The organism is Manganibacter manganicus, assembly GCF_002075885.1.
Lineage (GTDB): Bacteria > Pseudomonadota > Alphaproteobacteria > Rhizobiales > Rhizobiaceae > Mesorhizobium > Mesorhizobium manganicum.
In genome coordinates, this window is the sequence record NZ_MDET01000030.1 from 1 (window position 1) to 22,487 (window position 22,487).

Sequence of the window (22,487 nt, forward strand, 5' to 3'; positions counted from 1 at the left end):
TGCGGATTCCGACATTATCCGGCCGGGCATTCCAACCTGAAGCCGGCCATCGTTCCGACGTGAAGCCGGCCACCATTCCGATCAATATCCGGCCGCTTTGAGGTCTGAGCAGGAGCACCAGGGTCAGCAACTTTGGCATGACGGTCCTTTTGAACAAGGGACGCGTAATGCCGGCAAAGAGAAGGCTGACCATGAGACAATTACGACAGATGCTGCGGCTTGCCGGTGATGGAACCAGCGCCCGCGAGATCGCACAGAGGCTGGGCGTCGCGCGCAGCACCGTGCAGGACAATCTGAAGCGCGCGACCGCGGCGGGACTGATCTGGCCGCTGCCAGGCGACCTGACCGACGACGCGCTGGAGAACCGGCTGTTCGCCCGCGCCGGGGTGAAGCAGGGCCTGCGCCGGCTGCCGGAGCCGAACTGGGCGGATCTTGCGCTGGAGTTGAAGAAGCCGGGCGTCACGCTGATGCTTCTGTGGGAAGAGTACCGCGCCGTCCATTCCGGCGGCTATGGCTACAGCCGTTTCTGCGACCTGTTCCGCGGCTTCGAGAAGCGTCTGTCGCCGACGATGCGCCAGGAGCATGTCGCCGGCGACAAGGTGTTTGTGGATTATTCCGGCAAGAAGATCGCCATCGTCGACCCGCTGACCGGCGAGATCCGCGAGGCGGAGATCTTTGTCGGCGTCCTGGGTGCATCCGGCTTCACCTATGCGGAAGCGACCTGGACGCAGGCGCTACCGGACTGGATCGGCGCGCATGTACGCATGTTCAGCTTCTTCGGCGGCGTCCCGCGCCTGATCGTGCCCGACAACCTGAAGTCCGGCGTCAATCATGCCTCCTTCTATGATCCGGAGATCAACCGCAGCTATGGCATGATGGCCTCGCACTATGGCGTCGGCGTGCTGCCGGCGCGGCCGCGTCGCCCGAAGGACAAGGCCAAGGTCGAGAACGGCGTGCGTTTCGCCCAGACCTGCATTCTCGGCCGGCTGCGACGACAGACCTTCTTCTCGCTGGCCGAGGCCAATGCCGCAATCGCCGGGGCGCTCGACCGCATCAATGACCATGTCATGCGCCGCCTTGGCGTCAGCCGCCGCCATTTGTTCGAGACGGTGGAACGGCCGACCCTGGCGAGCCTACCGGTGCAGAATTACGAGTTCGCCGAATGGCGCCTGGCTCGCGTCGCCACCGACTATCATGTCGAGTTCAAGACCTTCTTCTATTCCGTGCCGCACAGCCTCATCCGCCAGCAGGTCGATATCCGCGCGACCAGCAGGACGATCGAGATCTTCCACCGCGGCAAGCGCGTCGCCGTTCATCAGCGCCGCTATGGCGGACGCCGCTACGGCACCAACCCCGAGCACATGCCCAGTTCCCACCGTCGATATGCAGAGTGGACGCCGGCACGCTTCCGCCGCTGGGCGGCATCGATCGGGCCACAGACCGAGGGGCTGATCATCGCCATTCTGGCCAGCCGACCGCATCCGGAACAGGGGTTCCGCACATGCCTTGGCGTTTTGCGCCTCTACCGGGATCTCCGTCGTGAGCGTGCCGAGACCATATCAGCCCGCGCCGTCGAGATCGGCGGGCTGACCTGCAAGAGCATCGCCGCCCTCATCATCAACCACAAGGCCGCCCGGCCTGCCGGCAATCCCGGCGCCATCATCGACCACGCCAATCTGCGTGGTCCCGGCTACTTCCATTGAGGAGATAAAGATCATGCTGACCCATCCCACCCTCGACATGTTGCGCGACCTCGGACTGCACGGCATGGCCAAAGGCTTCCAGGATCTCGACGCGCAGCCGGAAGCACGCGCCCTCGACCATGGCGAATGGCTTGCCATCCTGCTCGAGAACGAAGCGACGCTGCGCCGTCAGAAGCGCTTCGAGGCGCGTGCCCGCGCTGCCAGGCTGCGCCATGATGCGCAGGTCGAAGATGCCGACTTCCGTGCCGAACGCGGGCTCGACCGCTCCCTGTACCTCAAGCTCGCAGGCTGCGACTGGATTCGCCAGCGTCACGGGCTCCTGATCACGGGCCCGGCCGGTGTCGGCAAGAGCTGGCTCGCCTGCGCTCTCGGGCACAAGGCCTGTCGCGAGGACTTCTCCGTCGTCTATCACCGCGCCCCACGGCTCTTCGCCACGCTCGCTCTCGCAAGGGGAGACGGTCGCTATGCCAGGATGCTCAAGGCGCTGGCCCGAACCGACCTGCTCATCCTCGACGATTGGGGACCCGAAAAGCTCAACGACGAACAGCGCCGCGATCTCCTCGAGATCGTCGAGGACCGCTATGAGCGGCGATCGACCATCGTCACCAGCCAGGTGCCCGTCGACCACTGGTACGAGATCATCGGCAATCCCACCATCGCCGACGCCATCCTCGACCGCCTCGTGCACAACGCCTATCGCATCGAACTGACCGGCGAAAGCATGCGAAAACGGCGCGCGCCACAAAACCCGGAAACAGCTCAGGCTTGACCAGAAACGAAACTCGAACCAAATCTCAACAACGACCCAGGTGATCCAAAAAAGTGGCCGGCTTCAAATCGGAATCCCGGCCGGAATGAAATTGGAATGGGTGGCCGGTAATTGATCGGAATCACTGGCCGGCTTCGTCGGAATGCGCACCGAGTACGCGGAAACGCCAAAGATCCCTTTCACACGGCGGCGGCCACGTCATCCGGCGCATCAGCAGAAGCCGGGCGATTTCCGATGGCGAAGCCCAGGCGCGGATGCCACGTTCGGCTCCTTCGTCGAGTAGCTTTTCGCCCCGGAGAGCCGCACTGCGATATTCTTGGAAAGGGGAGGGGAGTTCGCGCACGCCGACATCCCGGAGTCGGTTTCCACAGAGAGGGCAGGTGATGCGCCATCCAAGCAGCTGGCTTCGTAGAACTGGCGCCGGTTCAGCGCCACCAGGGCAGCAGTTCGTGCAATGCTGCGTTGGCCGCGTGGCGATGAGCCGACGCGCTGATTGCGCGACATTTGTGAAGGTCATTCGACGCACCACGGCCGGTTCGGTGGCAAATATGTTGGCCAGGCGGATTTCCTGATCACTGCTCAAATGAAGATCGGCCGCGCGCAACGCGGAGGCCTCCGGCAGGCAATGCCTAAGCATGACAAGCGGAGGGACCGCGTAGAAGGCGGCATGGCGACTGATCCAGGAGGACAGGAGTTCATCAGAATGGGGCGGCAAACACACCGGCAACTGCCGTGGCGGCGTGTTCTCAATCATGCGAATGCCGCCTCGGCATCGAACTCTGGCTCCCAGTTCTCGACTGCTTCGTCGTTAATGTGCTCGCGGCCGCTCTCGATGGCTTCGACGGCCAGGCTGTTGATCATGTGGAAGATGCTGGCGGTGATACCCTCTGTGATCTGCAGGATCCGTCGCAGCGATTTCGGCGTCAGCACCGAAGGTCGACGCAGCGGCGTGTTGCGCAGGATCGAGGCCACCAGGGTCTCGAACTGTTCGTTTGCAGCCCACCGGCTCAAGGTGAACTGCTCGAACCGCCGCGCAAGCTGGACATCACCACTGATGGCCTCCCGCGCCTCGTTGACGCCGAAGCAGACCAGTGAGATCTGCAGACGATTGCTGAGGAAGCGGAGCGTATTCAGGACGATGCGTTGCTCGCGGTAGGATCCGGCGAGGATGTTGTGCACCTCGTCGATGACCAGCACCTGCACGCCGATCGCTTCCATGATCCGCAACGCCGCCTGTTCCATCTGGGCGATGTCGGCGCGTGGCCGCTGCGGCGCGCCGAGAAGGGTAAGCAGTTCAGAGTAGAACCGTCGCTCGCCAGGACGGCTAGTCATTTCCATGGCCAGGACCGGTGTCTTTAGCGTGCCCGTCAGCGGATTGAAGCTCGGCGGGTGCTCGTCCCGGAACCGCTTCATAATCATGGTCTTTCCCATGCCGCTGTCGCCATAGATCGCGACCGAGGGCATGCGCGTGCCTCGCGGATGGTCGAGGAGCCCGCTCAGCCGGTCGAGCGCCTGCTTGGCGCGTGGATAAAGCACCCAGCGACGTGATCGTATTGCGCGAATGCGTCGTTCGTCCGTTTCGGAAAGCAGTGCCGCGGCGCTGGCGGTCAGGTGGGAGACTTCATCGTTCATATTCACTCCAGCTCAATCCGTATCCTCAACAAAGGGTACAGGTTTGCTGGAGTCGACACCGCGGAGCGAGCCCCATCCCCGATCGTCCACCTTCGATTTTGACGAAGCCTTGCCGCGGCGCGCCGCCGCCGTCTTTCTGGTCGCCGCGTCGACCAGTTCTCGCTGCGCCAACGCGGTGCGGACGATGGCGCGGGTGTCGACTTCACGGCGGCCTTTCGCCAGCAGGGTGCGTCGGGCGGTCAGCGCCTCGTGCAGGGTTATCGAGGGCAGGGTGACGTCGGCATAACGGGCTTCCACAAAGTTTCCTGATGGCCGTCGAACGAAGATGCGCGCCAGGTCGCGTGGATCGTACTTCACAAGTAGTCGGCGGTCAGAACGCCCGACGTCGGCGCTGAGCGCCGCCGACCAGTAGCGCAGGCCGAACAGATGAATCCCGGTCGGCCGCATGGTGCGCTCCTGCTCAGGCAGGAAGGTGAGCCAGAAGCGGAGCCGATCCTGTGGTAGTCGAAGCGGGATATTGCCCTCGTGCTCCCGCCAGACCGCAATCGGCGGGCGGCCTAGGGAACTGTGGATCGACTGATGGTAGGAGCCTACGATATCGAGGGCGATGTAGCGTTCGAGTTCACGCAGTGTCAGTGCCGCGTGCCGCTTCGAGTCGTACTCTCCCAGTTCCTGTTCGTTGCTGAATGTGGTCCCGGGCAGCAGGTGCAGCTTTCCCATCTGCGTGCCGATCAGACGCTCGATGTGACCGCCGAAGCGCGGCTCGCCTGGCGGCCGCCATTCGATTGCCATCCCGGCATCCTCACAACCTCTCTTGAATGCTCGACTTCGGAAGTCGGATCCGTTGTCGACATGTACCGTGTTCGGCAGGCCAGCCACGGGCCACGGCTCACTGATCTCGCGTTCTCTCAACCATGCAGACTTGTCGAAGACGGAATGCAAGAGGCACAGGCTAGTCGACAGCCGCGACGGGGCGTCCATGGTGAGATAAAACCCGGCGACCATCCGACTGCAGATGTCCATCGCCAAGGTCAGCCACGGCCGGCCGATCGGCTGTCGGGTCTCCTCGTCAACAACGAATATATCGGCCTTGGTATGGTCGATCTGGACCACCTCAAGGGGGCGGGAGGCGCCGAACGCTCCGGGAACGGCCGTTGTCGCCTTGACGATCTTCTGTTCGCCGCGTCGCCTGGCACGCTTCTGGAGGTCTATGTCCTCAAGGCGAGCGACGATCGTCCTGCGATGCGGCGGCTTCAGCCCCGCCGATATGCAGTTCGTCTGCACGTCCCGGACCAGCTGCGAGACCGTCGGCCGGGTTCGCTTTAGGTAGGACGCGTTGATGGTCCTCCGGACGATTTCCTCACGCTTCTCATCCAGGGTGCGATGACCCTCCGGCCGCCCGCGTTTGCGGTCCACAAGCGACAGGACGGTTCCGCCGGCGCGGAACAGCTTGACCAGGCGGTAAGCTGTAGCCTGGCTAAGGCCGAGTTCGGCCGCGAGCCAGGCAACATTTCCGGCCGTCGTGCCGCCGGGGTGGCGCCTTAGAAAGCCACGAATCGCATCCGCACGCCGGCACGCTTCATCCCAAAGCGCCTCATCAATTTCGTCGGGAAATGGGTCGCTCATGGAGGCTCGCGAGTGAAAAAACTCCGAGAGCCTGATTCTCACATTAAGTGGCAAACGCCAAGCGCAATTATCAAATTAATTGCCAATTCTCAAATTAAGTGCTGGCCTAAGTATCTGGAATCGCTTGTATGGCATTCTCATGTTTAAGTGCCAAGTGACAGCAGGGTTCCGCGCGTCAGCCACTCGGCGGCCGTTTGCAGCGTGAAATATCCGACCGCCGCGGCAATGGCGTTAACCGCCGTCTTGCGGGTTAACACGCGCGGCGCAGCGTCGGCCAGCCCCTGCGCCAGAAGGTAGGCGACACCGAAAATCAGGATCGCGCCAAGGGCAAGCGACTGTGGAGACTTGTGGCCGAACCCGAAAGCGAAGCCGAAGATCGCCCCGATCACCGCGTAGATCAGCAGCGCCAGCCCGAATGCCCGGCCGACGGCGGCGCCGTCAGGGATCGCGATCGGTCCGGGGCGGCGGATGGCGGCTACCTGTTCGACGGCACCACCTGAAGCGAGGAAGGCGTGCGCCTTATAGAAGGAGTGAACGACGATGTGTAGCAAGGCGAGCGGGAACAGCGCCAGCCCGCATTCCAGCATCATGAAGCCCATCTGTGCCACCGTCGACCAGGCAAGCGAGGTCTTGACCGCAGGTTGGGTCAGCATGACGAGCGCCCCGAACAGTGCCGTGAAGCCGCCGACCATCGCCACCGCCGCCAGGACGCCGGGCGCCGTCAGCATCAGGTCTGCAAAGCGGACGAGCAGGAAGCCGCCGGCATTGACGATGCCCGCGTGCAGAAGGGCTGAAACCGGCGTCGGCGCCTCCATGACTTCCGTCAGCCAGCCATGCGTCGGAAACTGGGCCGACTTGAGCAGCGCCGAAAACGCAAGCAGGCCGGCGGCGACGGCGGTCAGCGCCGATCCGCCGCCCGTTCTCGCCATGGAATTGATGGTTGCTATGTCGTCGGTGCCGTAGGCCCAGGCGGCAAGGCCGGCGCCGACGATCAGCGCGGCCGCGCCGAGGCGTGAGAACAGCCGCTTCTTGCGCTCGGCCCGCCGCGCCGCCAGCCGCTCCGGATAAAACAAAAGCAGCCGGCGCAGCGCCACGCTCATGCCGATCCACGCCGCAACAAGCTGCACGAGGTTACCTGCCTGAACCAGAAACAGGACAGCCGCGAGCGTGAGACACAGCCAGCCGGTGAACGCCCTCTGCCGCGCCTCGCCGTCGAGATAGGTGCGGGCATAACGCAGAACGAGCCAGCCGATGAAACTGACAAGCAGCAGCATCGTCACGCTGACGGCATCGAGCAGGCTGGAAAGGCCGATGCCGGCGATGCCGATCAAATCGCTGGTCCCTGCTCCTTGAGTGACGAGCATGACAAATCCGCCGAGCGCGATGACAAAAGAAATCAGTGCGGCGGCTTCGGCCAGCCCGGCGCGCTTGGGACAGCGGCCGGAGCCGGGAAAGGCCACGGCAGCAGCGACGAGCAGCGGCAGCGGCATGGCTAACGGAAGCAGATAGAGCGACAACGTTGATCTCCGAGAGGCAATCGTTGCCCTGCAATATCAGGCGCGGTTTTCTGAAGAAAATTCATTGTTTATGCAAAATCGTTCGCTAATATCGAATGATGTCTTCCTTGAACTACAACCACCTGCGCTATTTCTGGGCCGTCGCCCATGACGGTAATCTCACGCGCACGGCGGCGCGGCTCAACGTCACCCAATCCGCGCTATCAGTACAAATCCGCAAGCTGGAGGCGAGCCTCGGCAACGCCTTGTTCGAACGCAGCGGCCGCAAACTGCACCTGACGGAAGCGGGGCGCATCGCGCTCGACCATGCCGACGCCATCTTCAACACCGGCGAGGAACTGCTGGGCACGCTTCGCGACGCCGACACTTCACACAAGACCCTGCGCCTCGGCGCGTTGGCGACGCTGTCGCGCAACTTCCAGATGGAATTCCTGCAACCCCTCCTTGGGCGGCCGGATGTCGAACTCGTCCTGCGTTCAGGCAACACTGCCGAACTGATAGCTTCGCTGCGCGCGCTCAGGCTCGACGTGGTGTTAATCAACCAGCCCCCGGCGCATGATGGGCATTCACCGCTGGTCGCCCATCGCCTCGCGGAGCGCGCGGTCAGTCTTATTGGGGCTCCGGCGCGCTTTCGCACGAAGTGCAGCCTTGCCGAGCGCCTGATGGCCCATCCCGTCATCGTCCCGACCAGCGGAACGAGCGTTCGTGCCGGCTTCGATGCGCTCATTTACAAGCTTGATATTCGCCCGCATGTCATCGCCGAAGCCGACGATATGGCGATGATGCGCTTGCTTGCGCGCGAGGATATCGGCCTCGCCGTGCTACCGCCGATCGTGGTGAAAGATGAAATCGCGGCCGGCACGCTTGTCGTCGGCGCAGCCCTTCCCGGTATCGTCCAGACATTTTATGCAGTGATGATGGAAAGGCGCTTTCCCAACCCGTTGCTGAAGGAACTCATCGGAAAGGGAAGAAAGAAAAATACCTGACCGTTGAGCCGGCTATCCAGCTACCTTCGCACGCTCTTTATAATCTATCGATGAAATGACTGGTCTCGTGCTCGTCATTTTGTTCGGACTTCTAACCCCGAGCTTTCATCTTGCTGTCGTCGAATGCATCTGGATAAAGCTCACCGTGTCTTCCAAAGTCGGTGCGATGAAACGCAACGGAAAACCCACGGCGCCGATTATTTCCAGATGACCGACGCCCGGATAGAGCTTGAGTTGAACGGGTGTTCCCGAACGTCGCAACTTTTCGGCAAGCTCGGTGCTGTTTTTCGGATAGACAATGCTGTCGCCCGTTCCGTGCAACAGCAGCACCGGAGGACGACGGCCGTCAGCGAAACTCACAGGTTGGGAAAGCGCCTGCGTCTTTGCCGTGCTGAAAATGGCGACGATTTCCCTGTCGTTGGAAGGCAGGAAATCATAAGGGCCCGAGATGCCGACGAAACCCTTCAGATCGCGCCCCGCTGAAAGGCCTTCCTTACCAAGCCACTCATCGTCGAGCGCCAGCATGGCAGCGATATAGGCTCCTGCCGAGTGTCCTATCAAGAAGAGTTTCGATGGGTCGCCGCCATATTCGCGAGCGTGGTCCTTGGCCCAGCGCACGGCTTTCGCACCGTCGCTGAGGAAGCCCTGATAGTGGACCTCCGGATAGAGCCGGTAATCCGGGACGATCGTAACAATGCCTCTTGCGGCCAGGGCCGAGGCCACGAACCTGTAGCCCTGCTTGTTTCCACTTTGCCAACTGCCGCCATAGAAAAACACCGCGACGGGTGCGTTCCCTACGTCCCCCGGCGAATATACATCCAGCTTGTGCCTCGGACCTTGGCCATAGGCGATATCCTTGTGGATATTTGCACCGTTCGACGACGTAACGAGGTTTAGCACCAACGCCGGTGAACATGCCGCCAGAGCAAATAAAGGCAATAGTGCCGATATCGTTCGATAAATGAGCCGCAAAGTCGGATCCTGTGATTGAGAAGGACTGCAGTCAAAGAGGATTGGTCCGCATGCGGCCAAGGATAAAAATGCGGCAAATCCGTCGCCCCAGTCCAGCCTGTCGCGGTATGTCTGTAGATCGATGAGGCGAAAGGAGCGTAACTATCATGCGCTTTTTACGCAGACACGCTTTGTTTGGATCAAATCAATCCGTGCTGATCCAATTTGGTGGTACTGACGTATTGCTTTCCATGATGAGGGAAAGGTGCGGAGCAGGTTCTTAAATATTCTGGCGGTCGGCATCGCACTGGTTGTTGTGTCCGTGATCATCGGGACGATAACGCCGCGGCCGATCTGGCGAAACCGAGTCACAGGCCCGGCGGATGCAACCAGGCAGATATTGTTGCTGAGCAATCCCATCCACACCGATATTGCGATCCCGGTGGACGACGCGGTTCGGGCCCAGTTCGGATTTCTTCCGGCAGCAGGTCTTCCAATCGGCCTGCCGCAAGTTCGCTACGTGATCTTTGGCTGGGGCGGCCGCGCCTTCTATACCGAAACACCGACGTGGTCGGAATTGAAAGCCGTGCCGACCTTCAAGGGGCTGACCCTCGACAACTCGGTTATGCATGTCGAAATAGCGGGCGATATCGATCGGCATGATCCATCGGTAACTGTTGTCAACATCACAAATACCGGCATGATTGCGTTAGCCGACGCCATTCGCGACAGCTTTGCTGACGGCCCCAAGCTCCTTGCGGGTTTGTCCTATGGAAAATACGACGCGTTCTTCGAAGCAAAAGGGTATTTCAACGCGCTTTTCGGGTGCAACACGTGGACTGCGGCCATGCTGCGTCGGGCCGGGCTGTCGACGGGGTGGTGGGAACCGTTACCCCTGCTGCTGCGAACGTCTTTACAACTCCACAATGACCCCGCTTCGTTTGCACGGTAAGGCCAGAAGTCTGCACATATAGGCTGTTTATTCGCGGGCCGCGACTAGCCAAGCTCGCCAACGCGAGAGTGCATTTGTGTAGCGTGGTAGCCCGAAAAATGCGTAGTGACGACCCAACGGGCATTCCTTGTTGATCCCAACGCAGCGATCAACCTTTGCTCGGCCATCACGAACCTGCGTCCTTTTTTAAGCAATTCAACAAACCCGCTCCTGTTCACAGGGGCGGGCTTGTTGGTGCAGGTTGACAAAGCCGCTTACATCTTGGGCAGCAGAACTTTGTCGATCACGTGGATGACGCCGTTGGACTGCTTAACGTCTGCGATGGTTACATGAGCGACGTTACCATTCTCGTCGGTAACGGTGACCTTGCCGGCTGTATCCTTCAGCGTCAGTTCACAGCCGCCGACTGTCTTGACCTTGTGCATGCCACCGTCGGCCTTGACCATCTTCTTGACGTCGGCGGACATGGCATCGGCCGCGATGACGTGACAGGTCAGGATCTTCACCAGCTTGGCCTTGTTCTCGGGCTTCAGCAGCGTGTCCACTGTACCCGCCGGAAGCGCCGCGAAAGCCTCATTGGTCGGTGCGAATACAGTAAAGGGGCCTTTGCCCTGCAATGTATCGACCAGTCCAGCGGCCTTGACCGCGGCCACCAACGTGGTGTGGTCTTTCGAATTCACGGCGTTTTCGATGATGTTTTTGTTGGCGTACATGGCAGCTCCGCCGACCATGGGGTCCTTGGCATAGGCGACCGTGGAAAGCGCGGAAAAGGCGACTGCGCCGGCGAACAAGGCGGTGGCGAATTTACGCATAATGTCAAACTCCTCTGGGTTCTGGTTCCCATTTCTTGGGACGAGAGGAGATACGAAACGCAGACGCAATAGTTTCAGAGCATCCGAAATTATTCGACAGATTGTTTGGGACGGTAGGCAGCCGAAGCTGAAATGCCGACTTAGATTCTCTTGAGATCGCCTGCCGCGACCACCGGTCCGGTCGGCTGGCCCGTCGGCGAACCGCCGGCGGGCTCCAGGCTGATAGCCAGCACTGCGCCTTGCGCAAGTTTTTTCCGCTCTTCGGCCGAAACGGCAACATGCGTGGTGGCACCCGGAGGTATGATCCCCATTGAAACGGGGGGCTTCTTTCCTTCAATCATCCACAACTCGAAATCCTTGCCGGAAGCGCGTGCCCCAGAAACATGCGACAGCCCGACTTCATGGCGGGCAGCGTCGTAGACGGCGAGATATTTCACATCGCTGCCGTCAGCGGCCAGCGATGCGACCAGCCGTGGCTGAGGTACCTCGAGCGATGGGCTCATGTAGGGGACAGCAATCGCAACCATTGTCGCGGCCACAGCTACGGCTGCCAAGCCGCGCCAGAAGGCCAGGCTCGACCACAGGCCGGAACGAGATGCTGCCCCGGAGGTACCATCGGACGCAAACAGCCGGCGATCGATTGCCGCCTTGACGGAGGCCGGCGCTTCTACATTCGGATATTCGGCCGCCATCGGCGAAAGCCGCACCTCCCAGTCATCGACGAGCCGTGCGAAGTCGGCGTCGGTTTCGATGCGCCGGGCTGCGGATTGCCGCTCGGCCGCCTCCAACGCACCAAGAACGAACTCGGCGGCCAACAGGTCGTCGCTATCGTGTTCCGGTCCATGGTCTTCGGCTGGCGTCATCTTTCCAGGCATTCCCGCAATTTCATGAGGCTGCGGCGCAGCCATGTCTTCATCGTGTTCAGTGGAACGCCATGGCGTTCCGCAAGCTCACCATAACTCTCGCCCGTCAGATAAGCGCCCCGTACCGCCTGCGCGCGGTCCTCTTCCAGTTCGCCCAGGCAGTGCTCGATACGCTGTTTTTCGCCACCGGCCAGAGCCATCGCTTCCGGTCCCGGTGCTGGATCGGCAATGTCGAGCGCCGTATCAATATCCTGCACCGGTCTACGACGCGCCCTGATGCGATCTATCGCATGATTGCGGGCGATGGCCACCAGCCAGGAAATCGGGCTCAAGTCCGATACCGTAAAACGATCCGCCTTCATCCAAATTTTGACGAACACCTCCTGAAGGGCATCTTCGGCCTCGCCCCTATCGTTCAAGACACGAAGGCATACGCCGAAAAGTTTCGCGTTCGTTTGCCGGTACAGCAAATCGAATGCGGTGCGATCCTTCAATGAGGTCCGGACAATGAGCTTAGTGATGTCGTGCGGCATCGTTGCAGCCAATTTGGACCAGCCTTACTTCACCGGCGCCCAATTCACATCTCGGCAAAGCAATCCTCCGATAATACAGCCGCGAGTAATCAACCCATTTTTTTCGATAATCAAGGTCATCGAATACGTTCTGTCCCGCTTGGGGTCAAAGGCGGTGCCGGACAATTCGGTGTCGGATTTTCGTTCCAGCGACATGATGAGCCGGTCACCGACTTCCTCGCCCTTGCTGGTGTCCTTGATCCAGAGGTTCGTAGCGCACAGCTTTGCTCCGCACGGGGCGATTTTCACGCGGGCATTACCGTCGTCGCGCGCCCAAATCCCATAAGGATCGCTCGCCTGGGCAGATATCGAAAAAAGGCATGTCAGGGCAAAAACGCAAACGGCGATGGCTTGACGGATCATGTTTCAGGCTCCGGGTAGCGCCTCTTTTCCGTATAGGGTGCCATCCTGTTACGCAGACCGTGCTGTGTCGGATCTATTCCTTGGTAAAAAAAGCGGAGATGTCTTCGAATCCCCGGTCGACGTTTCCACGGGGCGCGCATGATCCGAACGCCAAGGCGTGACGTAGAAAGAAGCTAAATGCCCGCGAGGAAATCTCCGTGAAAGCTTATGGTATCGCCTATATCGCGACAGGATTGGTGTTTCTGGCCGACGATGCCGTTTGGCTGACGCTCGCCGCGCAACGGCTTTACCGGCCGCTGATGGGCGACATGTTGGTCGAAAATTTCAGGCTGGTGCCGGCCGTTCTGTTCTATCTGATCTACATTGCCGGCATCGTCGTGTTCGCCATATCGCCGGCGTTCGCCACCGAACGCTGGACGACGGCGACCGGCTACGGCGCGTTGCTCGGCTTCTTTGCCTATGCGACCTACGACCTGACAAACCAGGCCACGCTGCGTAACTGGCCGGTGCCGGTGACGATTGCAGACCTGTGCTGGGGAACGTTGCTTACCGCTTTCGCCGCTACGATGGGTTTTCTGATTACTCGGGCATTCACGTCAGCCGCTTGACGGTTTCAGTTTTTGCGACTCAGCTCTCCCGAGACGATCAGGCCGATGAAGACGGTCAGCGTGCCGGCGCTCATGGCGTTCAGTCTGACGAAGGCCTGATACTCGGCCGGTGAATAAAGGTGCAGCGGCGCGCCGGTGAATTCACCGAGCCCAAGATAAATAAGCAGCGCCAGCCCGACCAGCGCCAAGGCGAGCAGCCTTTCGGACGATCGAAAGAACGCCGCCGCGATCAGCGCGCAGGGAATGAGGAAGATCTCCACGCCCGATGCACGGCCGAACACACTCGCGCTCAAGATGGTGTTCGCCATGCCGGCCAGCGGAAGCAGGGCACGACCAAGCTTGGGCGAGCGTCGAGCCACGGCTGGCACGGCAAGAAAGAACGGTGTCGACAGGAAGGTGAAGAAGGTCGGCGATATATGTTCGCTGACGGCCCAGTAAACATAGAGCGGATAAAAGGGCTGGTTGGAGGCGACGACCAGCGCGATGAGATTGCAGGAAGCGACCAACGGGTCGTCATGGGCGGCATACGCACCGATGCGCCTCCAGATGGATCCCAGAAAAGCCCATCGCGTCAAACCAGTCACGCCGGGCGCAACCGATAGTGGCTGACGCCCCATTCCTTGCCATCGGCATGGCCGAAGAGACCAGCTGTCGCGAGATAGAAGAGACGCCAGCGTCGGCGCCACAGTGCCGCATCCGCGCCGTACACGTCGCGCAGGATGGCGTCGATCCGCGGCAGGTTCGCATCGAAGTTCGCCAGCCAGTCGAGCGCAGTGCGTTGGTAATTCAGACCATTCCACTGCCAGTCGCTTTCGACCTCGAAGAGGTCGGGGAACATCGCCATCAGACCATGGCTGGGCATGATGCCGCCGGTGAAAAAGTGCTGGGCGATCCAGTCGGCCCGGTCGCCGTGATCGAAGCGATAGGGCTGGCTGCGGTGGCTGAAGACATGGACGAACAAGCGCCCGTCGGGCGCCAGCCATGAGCGGATGCGCTTCAGCAAGGACGACCAGTTGGACATATGCTCGAACATTTCGACCGAAACGACACGGTCGAACTTCCCACTTGCCTGGAAGTCGTTCATGTCTGCGGTGATGACCGTAATGTTGCCCACGCCGCGCGCCTTGGCTTCCGCCTCGATGAAATGCCGTTGCGGCGTGGAATTCGAGACCGCGGTGATTTTCGCATTCGGATAGCGCTCGGCCATGAACAGGGTCAGCGCCCCCCAGCCGCAACCGAGTTCAAGGATGCGTTGACCGTCTGCCAGAGCGGCATGCTCGACTGTTTCACGCAGGGCAAGCCGTTCGGCCTCGGCAAGCGTTTCGTCGCCTTTCGGATAGAGGCAGCATGAATATTTGCGGCGCGACCCCAGCGTGAGCGCGAAGAATTGCGACGGCAACTCATAGTGTTGTGCGTTGGCCGCTTCTGCATGGGCGGCAATGGGGTGATGTTCCATGTCACGCACGAAATTCTGCGCGTATTGGGCCGGCAATGACGCCAGACGCGTTTTGGTGCGACCCACCAGGTACTGGACCCCGAGATTGGTCAGGGGATCCGGCAGCGGTGCCTGCTCGACCAGGCGGATTGTCGACGAAAGCAGGGTCATGATCTTCCATCCTCAAACTTCTGCGCGGGATGCCGAGTGGCTGGCAGTCGGGGCCAGAACGCATTGGCGCGCCGCTGATAGGCGCTAAAAGCCTCGCCGCGCGAGCGCAGCATGTGCGCCTCGAGCGGCGGAATACCGGAGACATAGACGAGCAGCCAATACATGAAGATGGGTCCCGCAAGGGCTGCCCAGCCGAAACCATAGGATCCGCCAACAATGGCGATCGCGGCAAAAGCCACCCAGACCAGCCACTCGAAGAAATAATTCGGGTGGCGTGAGAATGCCCATAGGCCGGTGTCGCAAACCTTGCCCTTGTTCTCAGGCTCGGCGCCGAAGCGCGCGAGCTGGCGGTCCGCCATGCCCTCTCCGACAATGGCAATCGCGAAGATGCCAATCCCCAGCAGGTCGCCATACGATAGGCCGTCTCCCGGACGATGCGCGGCGGTCAGGATGGTGAGGACCAGCAGAAAGGCTGCCGCCGCCTGGATTTGCAGGAACCAGAAAAGCCTGCTCCTGAACCTGCCGCCCCATTCTTCGCGCAACTGCCGATAACGCGGATCGTCGCCGCCGTGTAGCGTGCGTGCCGCGATATGGGACCCCAGCCGCAGGGACCAAAGGGCGGCGAGGCCCGCGACGAGCCATTGGCGGGCGTCGATCTGGTCGCTTGCACCCAATGGCAGCAGCGAGGTCACTACCCCGCCGGTACCGACAGCATACGACCAGATCGCATCGATCCATCCGGATCGCCCGGTCCAACCCGCAACGAACCACGCAAGCGCCATGACGCCGCAGAGCGCCATCGCCAAGCCTATGAGCATGATTGCCAGCGTCATCATCAAGGCGATTCTTTACTTGCCAGCCTGCGCATCACGCCCCGCTCAGAATCCAACAAGCGGCCGCAACAGCCGTCCCAGAAATCCGTGAAGGCGTGTGTCGCCTTCCAGCGCGGCAAGGCAGACGCAGTCGGATTCGGTGCCGACGATAGGCTGGTGGTCGACGTCCGATCCCGCTTCGTCCAGATCGCCCGGTAGATATTGGCCGCGTTCATCGGAAAGCGATCCAAAAAGTATCTGCATGAACTCCATGTCGGTGTGGCCATGGGCTGGCAGGCGCAGGCCGGCCCGTCCCTTGAGCAGCATGACCTTGGCTTGCGGGCTTCCGGCAATCTCGACCTTGCTCCATTTGAAACCGGGGCCGAGCCAGCGCCAGGGGCCGATCTCGCACTGACGCATCGCCTGGGGAAGCTTTATTCCCAACGCCGCCTGACGAGGGACGTTGGTGGGCCGTGCGCTCGAAGCGCTCGAACCGAGATCAAGCTGCTCCAGCGCCCTGCCGAGCGCATCCGGGGCAAGCCGCGCCTGCGGCATGTCTTCGAGGAGCTCTCCACCGACTGCCTCGAAACGAGCCGAACGCGCGCGGCAGGCGGCGCATCCTTCGATATGGACGGCAACGACTAATGCGAGCCCTGCGCTCAAGGTGCCGGCCGCATGGCGCAGAAGCGTTTCATCGCTGGGGTGATGGTGGATTGTCATAGGTCACCGTCCAACAGGCTGCGCAACCGATTCAACGCGAGCCGAATACGCGATTTCACCGTTCCCAGCGGGATGCCGAGTTCACGAGCGATCTCGGCATGCGGCTTCTCGGAAAAATAAGACAGACGCACGATCGTTGCCTGCTCGTCCGACAAGGTGCCCAGCGCCGTGCGTACCTGTTGCTCGCGCTCTGCCGCAATCGTTATGTCTTCACCGGACAAGGGTGCATCCTGCTCGTCGCTGGGATCGAACAGGCTGTTCGTCGTTTGCACCCGTCCGCGCCGCAAACGGTCGATGCGCTGATTGCGGGCAATCGTAAAAATCCATGTCGACAGGCCGGCACGGCTCGGATCGAAATAGGATGCCTTTCGCCACATCGCCAGCATGGTTTCCTGCGTCACTTCCTCTGCTATGGTGTCGGTCAGCCCGGAACGCATGAGAAAGCTTTTCACCCGCGGTGCGAAATGGGTGAAAAGCTCGGCAAATGCGCTGCGGTCGCGCGCCGTCGCCACGGCCTGAATGAGCTGGCACTGCTCATCTGCAGACGGTGGGGCGTCTTCTTTTTCCACGCGCTTCAAACCGATGCCCCTCGCTGCCGGCCAGCCTTGGGGCGCGCGCCTCTGTTCGCGATGTAGCTGTACGACATTCATTTGCCTTTGTTACGCGGCCGCGCCGCGGTTGGATCATGTTCGATGTGATCCATCGCGCTCGAAGCTTCGTAGATATTGGCAGTTCGAGAAGCGAAGGGAAATCCTTTGAACACCAGGAACGGATCTGGAGACGATTGGATGCAAAAGCATGGTCGCAAGGAAGATCGCGGCCCGTCGCTCGACATTGCCGTCGTCGGAAGTGGCATTTCCGGTCTGTCCGCCGCCTGGTTGTTGTCGCGGCGGCATCGGGTGACCCTGTTCGAGGCCGAGAACCGGCTGGGCGGGCACAGCAACACCGTCGATGCGGCCGGCGTGCCCGTCGATACCGGCTTCATCGTCTATAACGAAGCCACCTATCCGAACCTTGCGGCCCTGTTTGATTATGTCGGCGTGGCGACGAAGCCATCGGATATGTCCTTTGCCGTCTCGCTCGACGACGGCCGTCTCGAATATTCCGGAACCGGCTTGGGGGGCCTGTTCGCACAGGGCAGCAATCTGATCAGCCCGAGGTTCTGGCGGATGCTGCGCGATCTCGTGCGCTTCTATCGCGAGGCGCCGCTTGACGCGGCGACGCTCGGCGCAACCTCGCTCGACGCCTATCTCGACGCCGCCGGCTATGGCGCGGCGTTCCGCGACGATCATCTCTACCCGATGGCTGCGGCCATCTGGTCGACGCCGGCGGCCGATATCGGACACTATCCGGCGGCCGCTTTCATCCGGTTCTGCGAAACCCACGGGCTTCTCAAATTGTCCGGCCGCCCGATCTGGCGCACCGTGGAGGGTGGCAGCCGTTCCTACGTGCGTGTGCTTGCCGGGGCTGTCCCGGAAATTGTCTCGAACTACCCGATCAAGGCCATCGCGCGGACGGCGAGCGGCGTCGACATCGCCGGCCATGACGGCCATCGTCGCCATTTCGATCACGTCGTGATCGCCACGCATGCCGATCAGGCGCTGGCCATGCTTGCCGATCCGAGCCCCGAGGAACGGCGTCTGCTAGGCGCTTTCGGCTATGTCGACAACGAAGCCATTCTTCATTCCGACAGCAACCTCATGCCGCGCCGGCGCAAGGTCTGGTCGAGCTGGAATTATATGGCTCGGGAAACGAACCATCGCCGCCAACTGGCCGTAACCTACTGGATGAACCGGCTGCAGGGCATCGCCGACGAGGCGCCACTGTTCCTCACGCTCAACCCCCACCGCGAAATCGAGCCCAGCGCGGTGTTGCGGCGATTGAACTATCGGCATCCGGGTTTCGACGGCAAAGCCATGGCGGCGCAGAAACAGCTCTGGTCCTTGCAAGGTGTTCACCGGACATGGTTCTGCGGCGCCTATTTCGGCGCCGGCTTCCATGAAGACGGGTTGCAGGCAGGCCTTGCGGTCGCCGAGGCTGCCGGCGGCGTGCGGCGGCCATGGACCGTGCGCCAGGAGTCCGGACGCATCCATCTTCGTCCTGTATTGCCAGCTATGGCCGAGATCGAGGCGGCGTGATGACGGATTCCGCCCTTTATACCGGCGAGGTGATGCACCACCGGTTGCGGCCAAAGCAACACCGCCTTCGCTACAGCATTTTCTACCTGCTGCTCGATCTCGACGAGATCGATACGCTGGCGCGCGCGCTCCGCCTGTTCTCACACAACCGCTTCAACCTGTTCAGCTTCCACGACCGGGATCATGCCGACGGGAAAGCCGGTTCGCCGCGCGAAAAAATCGAGCGGCATTTGCGCGAGGCCGGCGTCGAAACCGGCGGCCCGATCCGGCTGCTGACCATGCCGCGAATCCTTGGCTATGCGTTCAATCCGCTCAACGTGTACTTCTGCCACAGGCGAGACAAATCGCTTTGCGCCATCTTTTACGAGGTCAGCAACACGTTCGGGCAGCGCCACAACTACCTCATCCCCGTGCCTTCCGGCGCGCCGGCGCCTATCCGCCAGGAAAGCCGGAAGTCGCTCTATGTTTCGCCTTTCATGAGCACCGATATGACCTATTCGTTTGTCGTCCTGCCGCCAGGCGGACGTCTTGCGGTTTCCGTTACCGGTCATGATGCGCAAGGGCCGTTGATCATCGCCAAACTTGCAGCCGAACGGCGGGCGCTGACAGATGCTTCGCTTGCCCGCCTGTTCCTCATTTACCCGTTGCTGACGCTGAAAGTGATCGTCGGCATCCACTGGGAGGCACTGTTGCTTTGGTTGAAGGGCGTGCGCTTGCAGCATCGGCCGCCGCCGCCCGACCTGCCGGTCACCCTTGGCCACGAGCTTAAGCCCGCCGGCCGCCATCCCGAGAAAGATCCCGACCATGTCCGTCGATAGCGAAAGCCGCACAGCATGGAGCGGCAAGCGCCGAGGCCAGGGCTTGGCCGCATTTCTTGTACGCCAAATCGCTGCGACACTTGAGTGTGGACGCATTACCGTCGTCACGCCGTCGCAAGAACGCATCGAGCACCGAGCGGCGCAACCGGGGCCTGAAGCGACGCTTGTGCTGCATCGCTGGCGCGCTATCCGGCGGCTTGTCACCCATGGTGACCTCGGTTTTGCCGAAGCCTATATCGATGGCGACTGGTCGACGCCAGATCTTGCGGCACTTCTCGAACTGGCGGCGCTGAATATCGGACAACTCGATCGGAAGATTTCCGGATTCCTGCCCGTGCGGATATTCAATCGCCTTCGCCATGTTTTTCGGGCGAATACCAAGGCCGGCAGCCGCAAGAACATTTCCTTTCACTACGATCTTGGCAACGCCTTCTACCAGTGCTGGCTCGACGAAAGCATGAGCTATTCCTCGGCGCTTTATGTGCGGCCGGGCCAGACGCTCGAAGAGGCGCAGGACGCCAAGCTGGAGCGGATCGTCGAACTGCTCGATCCGCAGGAAGGCGAGCGCGTTCTGGAAATCGGCTGCGGCTGGGGAGCGCTGGCGGCCAGGTTGGCGCAAGGCGGAACCCTCGTGACCGGCGTCACGCTGTCGTCCGAGCAACTTGCCTTTGCCAGGCAACTAAGCGCCGACGAGGGTCTGGCCAAAGCCGTATCCTTGGAATTGACCGACTATCGCGACATCAAGGGAAGCTACGACCGGATTGTTTCGATCGAAATGCTGGAAGCCGTTGGCGAAGCCTATTGGCCCGTCTATTTCAAAACCTTGCGTGACCGGCTGAAGGCGGGCGGCACGGCCGTGCTTCAGGTCATTACCATCGATGAATCGCGCTTCGACACCTATCGCAGTTCGGCCGACTTCATCCAGCGTTACGTATTTCCCGGCGGCATGCTGCCGACGAAGCGGATCATCGCCCGGCAGGCCGAGGCCGCCGGGTTGAAGCTGGTGTCGACGGAAAGCTTCGGCCTCAGCTATGCGAAAACCCTGGCCGAATGGCGGGAGAGGTTTGTGGCCGCCTGGCCGAAGATCGAAACGATGGGGTTTCCGGCACGTTTCCGCAGGCTGTGGGAATATTATCTGTGCTATTGCGAGGCAGGTTTTAGGGCGGGGACCATCGATGTAGGCTTTTTTGTCCTGACTCCTATAAAACAGCAGAACGACGCCTGAGGCCTGACCCTGAAGATGGCTGGCGGCCACTCTGTCGTTCGTCGGCCTTATGCCAGGTTCTTGTAGGCTTCCAGTGCGCGGCGGCGGGCATAGTCGTGGTCTATGATCCGGTCGGGATAGGACGGGACGCATTTTGACTTCCGGCCGATCGATTCTGCTTCATGCCGCCACGGGTTATGGATGACGGATGCCGGGATATTTGCGAGTTCGGGTACCCAGCGCCGGACGTAAGTACTATCGGCGTCGAACTTCTGCCCCTGGAGGACAGGATTGAATATCCGGAAATAGGGGGCGGCATCGGCGCCCGAGCCTGCCACCCATTGCCAGCTAACCGGGTTGTTGGCCGGATCGGCGTCGACCAGCGTGTCCCAGAACCAGGATTCGCCTTGACGCCAGTCAATGAGAAGATGTTTTGCCAGGAAGGACGCAACGACCATGCGCACGCGGTTGTGCATCCATCCGGTGTTCCAGAGTTCCCGCATGCCGGCATCGACGATGGGATAGCCGGTCTTGCCATGCTGCCAAGCCTCGAGCGCGGTGGTATCCTGCCGCCATTGCATGGTGTCGAATCTGGACTGCAGGTTTCGGGATGCGACGTCCGGGTTATTGTAGAGAAGATGATACGAGAATTCGCGCCAGCCAAGTTCCGATTGGAATTTCTCGAGATTTCGATTTGAAGACCCGGCGTGCGCCGCGTTGGTTGCGGCATGCCAAACCTGTCGGGCAGAAATATCCCCGAAGCGCAGATAGGGGGAAAGTCGCGATGTCGAGGTCTTGCCCGGGTAATCCCTGCAGTCGGCGTAACTACCTACGTCATTGTCCAGGAACTTCTCCAGTTGCGCTTGCGCACCGGCTTCGCCGCGTTGCCAAGTTGCGCGCAGCCCGCTTGCCCAGTCGGGAGAAGACGGCTCCAGCATCAGTTCGACGAGTTTGACAGGCGATGGCTTGAACTCTCCCTTGTTCTTGAAGAATGTCAGCCGCGACGGCGTAGCAAGCGGCCGCTCGGGTTCGCCGAATGTATGGGCTTTTTCACTTCACAGCCGATCTCATAGAACTGGAAGCCTGACTGCACCACCTCAAGCATGTCCGCTTCGCCGTTGATCTGCTCGCAGCGTCCAGGATCCGTAGACCACTTACCCAGGAATTCATCCGGAACCTGTGCGAACGCAGTGACAGACAGGATCATTGCGGCTGCCAATACACCAAACCCGAGCAGCCGAGATCTGCCCGCAACGGCTCGATTAGCTGCCGTGTCGTCGTGAGTGTGACCAAGGCAGTAAGAGTCATTCAACCGGCCTCGAATCATGACAATCATCCGTGCGAGATAGGGCATGGTGAACTTTCCTAGCTTTATGTTTCATCATCGCGATCGCCACAAAAAGGTTGCAGAATCCGGGCGAAACGGCGCAGCTGCGGGAACCGACGAGCGGATGGCAAGGGAGATCTTGTCGATGGCGTGGCCGCAAAGCGATTCAGCTTTCGGTTGGTTCGCAGCGGAAGCGGCAGCAGCCAAGACGGTGCGTGACCAATGGCGGGGAGTGATGGGGTTCGGTCGCGATCAAACCCTGGTCGCCGCTTATTGGCGTCGGGGTGCAACTGGATTGATGGCTGGATGACGTTTCTGGTGCGGGCTCTTCCAAAAAAAAGCCAATCGGCAGGTGATGTCGTAAAATGGCGATGGATCGTTGAACGGCACCCATTGCCCGCTTGGTAGCCGTCTTCTTCAAACCACGAAGGCTCAGGCCGTAGGCGTGGTAGTATCATACGCCCAGCAGGACCGCGGAATGATCGGAATGCGGCCTTTGAACGTGAAA

At 60.9% G+C, this 22,487-nt stretch carries 24 protein-coding genes and 1 pseudogene; 9 read left to right on the forward strand and 16 right to left on the reverse strand.

The features are described 5' to 3' along the window. The first annotated feature begins 167 nt into the window (after nt 1–167). Both istA and istB read left to right on the forward strand, forming a co-directional pair. Nucleotides 168–1,703, forward strand: a complete 1,536-nt coding sequence (istA, locus tag BFN67_RS16910) for an IS21 family transposase (protein WP_080917953.1) — start codon at nt 168–170, stop codon at nt 1,701–1,703. A gap of 13 nt (nt 1,704–1,716) precedes the next feature. Then, the gene (istB, locus tag BFN67_RS16915; RefSeq protein ID WP_080917952.1) at nt 1,717–2,472 is read left to right on the forward strand and encodes an IS21-like element helper ATPase IstB; all 756 of its coding nucleotides are present in this window, start codon (nt 1,717–1,719) and stop codon (nt 2,470–2,472) included. 121 nt (nt 2,473–2,593) lie between these two features. Here the strand turns inward: istB and BFN67_RS16920 are convergent, their stop codons facing one another. The 4 genes from BFN67_RS16920 to BFN67_RS16935 form a co-directional block, all read right to left on the reverse strand. After that, the gene (locus BFN67_RS16920) at nt 2,594–3,226 is read right to left on the reverse strand and encodes a TniQ family protein (protein ID WP_245295302.1); all 633 of its coding nucleotides are present in this window, start codon (nt 3,224–3,226) and stop codon (nt 2,594–2,596) included. Then, nucleotides 3,223–4,104, reverse strand: coding sequence for a TniB family NTP-binding protein (locus BFN67_RS16925; RefSeq protein ID WP_080920729.1), 882 nt, complete (start codon nt 4,102–4,104; stop codon nt 3,223–3,225). Before BFN67_RS16925 ends, BFN67_RS16920 begins: the two co-directional genes overlap by 4 nt. Nucleotides 4,105–4,116: 12 nt before the next feature. Further along, nucleotides 4,117–5,730 (reverse strand): Mu transposase C-terminal domain-containing protein, encoded by a 1,614-nt coding sequence (locus BFN67_RS16930; RefSeq protein WP_080920730.1) that lies wholly within the window; start codon nt 5,728–5,730, stop codon nt 4,117–4,119. Between the two features lie 143 nt (nt 5,731–5,873). After that, complete coding sequence (locus tag BFN67_RS16935; protein ID WP_080920731.1) at nt 5,874–7,247, reverse strand: proton-conducting transporter transmembrane domain-containing protein; 1,374 nt, start codon at nt 7,245–7,247, stop codon at nt 5,874–5,876. Nucleotides 7,248–7,345: 98 nt separating this feature from the next. On the opposite strand from BFN67_RS16935, the gene BFN67_RS16940 reads away from it, so the two are divergent. Next, nucleotides 7,346–8,233 carry a LysR family transcriptional regulator gene (locus BFN67_RS16940; protein ID WP_080920749.1) on the forward strand — a complete coding sequence of 296 codons (888 nt, stop codon included), beginning with the start codon at nt 7,346–7,348 and terminating at the stop codon, nt 8,231–8,233. Nucleotides 8,234–8,338: 105 nt separating this feature from the next. On the opposite strand, the gene BFN67_RS16945 is transcribed toward BFN67_RS16940, so the two are convergent. Continuing rightward, a complete protein-coding gene (locus tag BFN67_RS16945) occupies nt 8,339–9,265 on the reverse strand; it encodes an alpha/beta hydrolase (RefSeq protein ID WP_204842212.1) in 927 nt (308 codons plus the stop codon). Between the two features lie 184 nt (nt 9,266–9,449). On the opposite strand from BFN67_RS16945, the gene BFN67_RS16950 reads away from it, so the two are divergent. Beyond that, nucleotides 9,450–10,136: a TIGR02117 family protein gene (locus BFN67_RS16950; RefSeq protein ID WP_080920732.1), complete on the forward strand. Its 687-nt coding sequence runs from the start codon at nt 9,450–9,452 to the stop codon at nt 10,134–10,136. A 254-nt stretch (nt 10,137–10,390) separates the two neighbouring features. On the opposite strand, the gene BFN67_RS16955 is transcribed toward BFN67_RS16950, so the two are convergent. The 4 genes from BFN67_RS16955 to BFN67_RS16970 all read right to left on the reverse strand — a co-directional run bounded on the left by BFN67_RS16955 (nt 10,391) and on the right by BFN67_RS16970 (nt 12,746). Next, on the reverse strand, nt 10,391–10,948 hold the full coding sequence (locus BFN67_RS16955) for a fasciclin domain-containing protein (protein ID WP_080920733.1): 558 nt from the start codon (nt 10,946–10,948) through the stop codon (nt 10,391–10,393). Between the two features lie 140 nt (nt 10,949–11,088). After that, nucleotides 11,089–11,811 (reverse strand): anti-sigma factor, encoded by a 723-nt coding sequence (locus tag BFN67_RS16960; protein WP_139789228.1) that lies wholly within the window; start codon nt 11,809–11,811, stop codon nt 11,089–11,091. Next, nucleotides 11,808–12,344: a sigma-70 family RNA polymerase sigma factor gene (locus BFN67_RS16965; protein WP_080920735.1), complete on the reverse strand. Its 537-nt coding sequence runs from the start codon at nt 12,342–12,344 to the stop codon at nt 11,808–11,810. The genes BFN67_RS16960 and BFN67_RS16965 overlap by 4 nt, the downstream gene beginning before the upstream one ends. A gap of 24 nt (nt 12,345–12,368) precedes the next feature. Beyond that, nucleotides 12,369–12,746 (reverse strand): DUF2147 domain-containing protein, encoded by a 378-nt coding sequence (locus tag BFN67_RS16970; protein WP_080920736.1) that lies wholly within the window; start codon nt 12,744–12,746, stop codon nt 12,369–12,371. A 197-nt stretch (nt 12,747–12,943) separates the two neighbouring features. Between BFN67_RS16970 and BFN67_RS16975 the strand changes: the two genes are divergently transcribed. Further along, entirely contained in the window at nt 12,944–13,354 is a 411-nt protein-coding gene (locus BFN67_RS16975) for a DUF2177 family protein (protein WP_080920737.1), read from the forward strand. Between the two features lie 5 nt (nt 13,355–13,359). Here the strand turns inward: BFN67_RS16975 and BFN67_RS16980 are convergent, their stop codons facing one another. The 5 genes from BFN67_RS16980 to BFN67_RS17000 are packed head-to-tail and all read right to left on the reverse strand — an operon-like array spanning nt 13,360 to nt 17,142. Next, complete coding sequence (locus BFN67_RS16980) at nt 13,360–13,938, reverse strand: hypothetical protein (RefSeq protein WP_245295303.1); 579 nt, start codon at nt 13,936–13,938, stop codon at nt 13,360–13,362. Continuing rightward, the gene (locus tag BFN67_RS16985; protein ID WP_080920738.1) at nt 13,935–14,960 is read right to left on the reverse strand and encodes an SAM-dependent methyltransferase; all 1,026 of its coding nucleotides are present in this window, start codon (nt 14,958–14,960) and stop codon (nt 13,935–13,937) included. The genes BFN67_RS16980 and BFN67_RS16985 overlap by 4 nt, the downstream gene beginning before the upstream one ends. Continuing rightward, complete coding sequence (locus BFN67_RS16990) at nt 14,957–15,793, reverse strand: DUF1295 domain-containing protein (RefSeq protein WP_080920752.1); 837 nt, start codon at nt 15,791–15,793, stop codon at nt 14,957–14,959. The genes BFN67_RS16985 and BFN67_RS16990 overlap by 4 nt, the downstream gene beginning before the upstream one ends. Nucleotides 15,794–15,838: 45 nt before the next feature. After that, nucleotides 15,839–16,492 carry a ChrR family anti-sigma-E factor gene (locus BFN67_RS16995; RefSeq protein WP_080920739.1) on the reverse strand — a complete coding sequence of 218 codons (654 nt, stop codon included), beginning with the start codon at nt 16,490–16,492 and terminating at the stop codon, nt 15,839–15,841. Next, the gene (locus tag BFN67_RS17000) at nt 16,489–17,142 is read right to left on the reverse strand and encodes a sigma-70 family RNA polymerase sigma factor (RefSeq protein WP_080920740.1); all 654 of its coding nucleotides are present in this window, start codon (nt 17,140–17,142) and stop codon (nt 16,489–16,491) included. The genes BFN67_RS16995 and BFN67_RS17000 overlap by 4 nt, the downstream gene beginning before the upstream one ends. A 138-nt stretch (nt 17,143–17,280) precedes the next feature. Here BFN67_RS17000 and BFN67_RS17005 point away from each other — a divergent pair, with 138 nt between their 5' ends. The 3 genes from BFN67_RS17005 to BFN67_RS17015 are packed head-to-tail and all read left to right on the forward strand — an operon-like array spanning nt 17,281 to nt 20,673. Next, nucleotides 17,281–18,630: an NAD(P)/FAD-dependent oxidoreductase gene (locus tag BFN67_RS17005; protein ID WP_080920741.1), complete on the forward strand. Its 1,350-nt coding sequence runs from the start codon at nt 17,281–17,283 to the stop codon at nt 18,628–18,630. After that, nucleotides 18,630–19,448 (forward strand): DUF1365 domain-containing protein, encoded by an 819-nt coding sequence (locus BFN67_RS17010; RefSeq protein ID WP_080920742.1) that lies wholly within the window; start codon nt 18,630–18,632, stop codon nt 19,446–19,448. The genes BFN67_RS17005 and BFN67_RS17010 overlap by 1 nt, the downstream gene beginning before the upstream one ends. After that, a complete protein-coding gene (locus tag BFN67_RS17015; protein WP_080920743.1) occupies nt 19,435–20,673 on the forward strand; it encodes an SAM-dependent methyltransferase in 1,239 nt (412 codons plus the stop codon). Before BFN67_RS17010 ends, BFN67_RS17015 begins: the two co-directional genes overlap by 14 nt. Before the next feature lie 47 nt (nt 20,674–20,720). Here the strand turns inward: BFN67_RS17015 and BFN67_RS17020 are convergent. Continuing rightward, nucleotides 20,721–21,686 (reverse strand): annotated as a pseudogene (locus BFN67_RS17020) (cryptochrome/photolyase family protein); the annotation flags it as partial. Continuing rightward, nucleotides 21,647–22,006: a DUF2147 domain-containing protein gene (locus BFN67_RS17025; protein WP_080920745.1), complete on the reverse strand. Its 360-nt coding sequence runs from the start codon at nt 22,004–22,006 to the stop codon at nt 21,647–21,649. The gene BFN67_RS17025 and the pseudogene BFN67_RS17020, both read right to left, overlap by 40 nt. Here BFN67_RS17025 and BFN67_RS17030 point away from each other — a divergent pair. Beyond that, complete coding sequence (locus BFN67_RS17030; RefSeq protein WP_080920746.1) at nt 22,005–22,289, forward strand: SIP domain-containing protein; 285 nt, start codon at nt 22,005–22,007, stop codon at nt 22,287–22,289. The genes BFN67_RS17025 and BFN67_RS17030 overlap by 2 nt on opposite strands. The last annotated feature ends 198 nt before the right edge of the window (nt 22,290–22,487 follow it).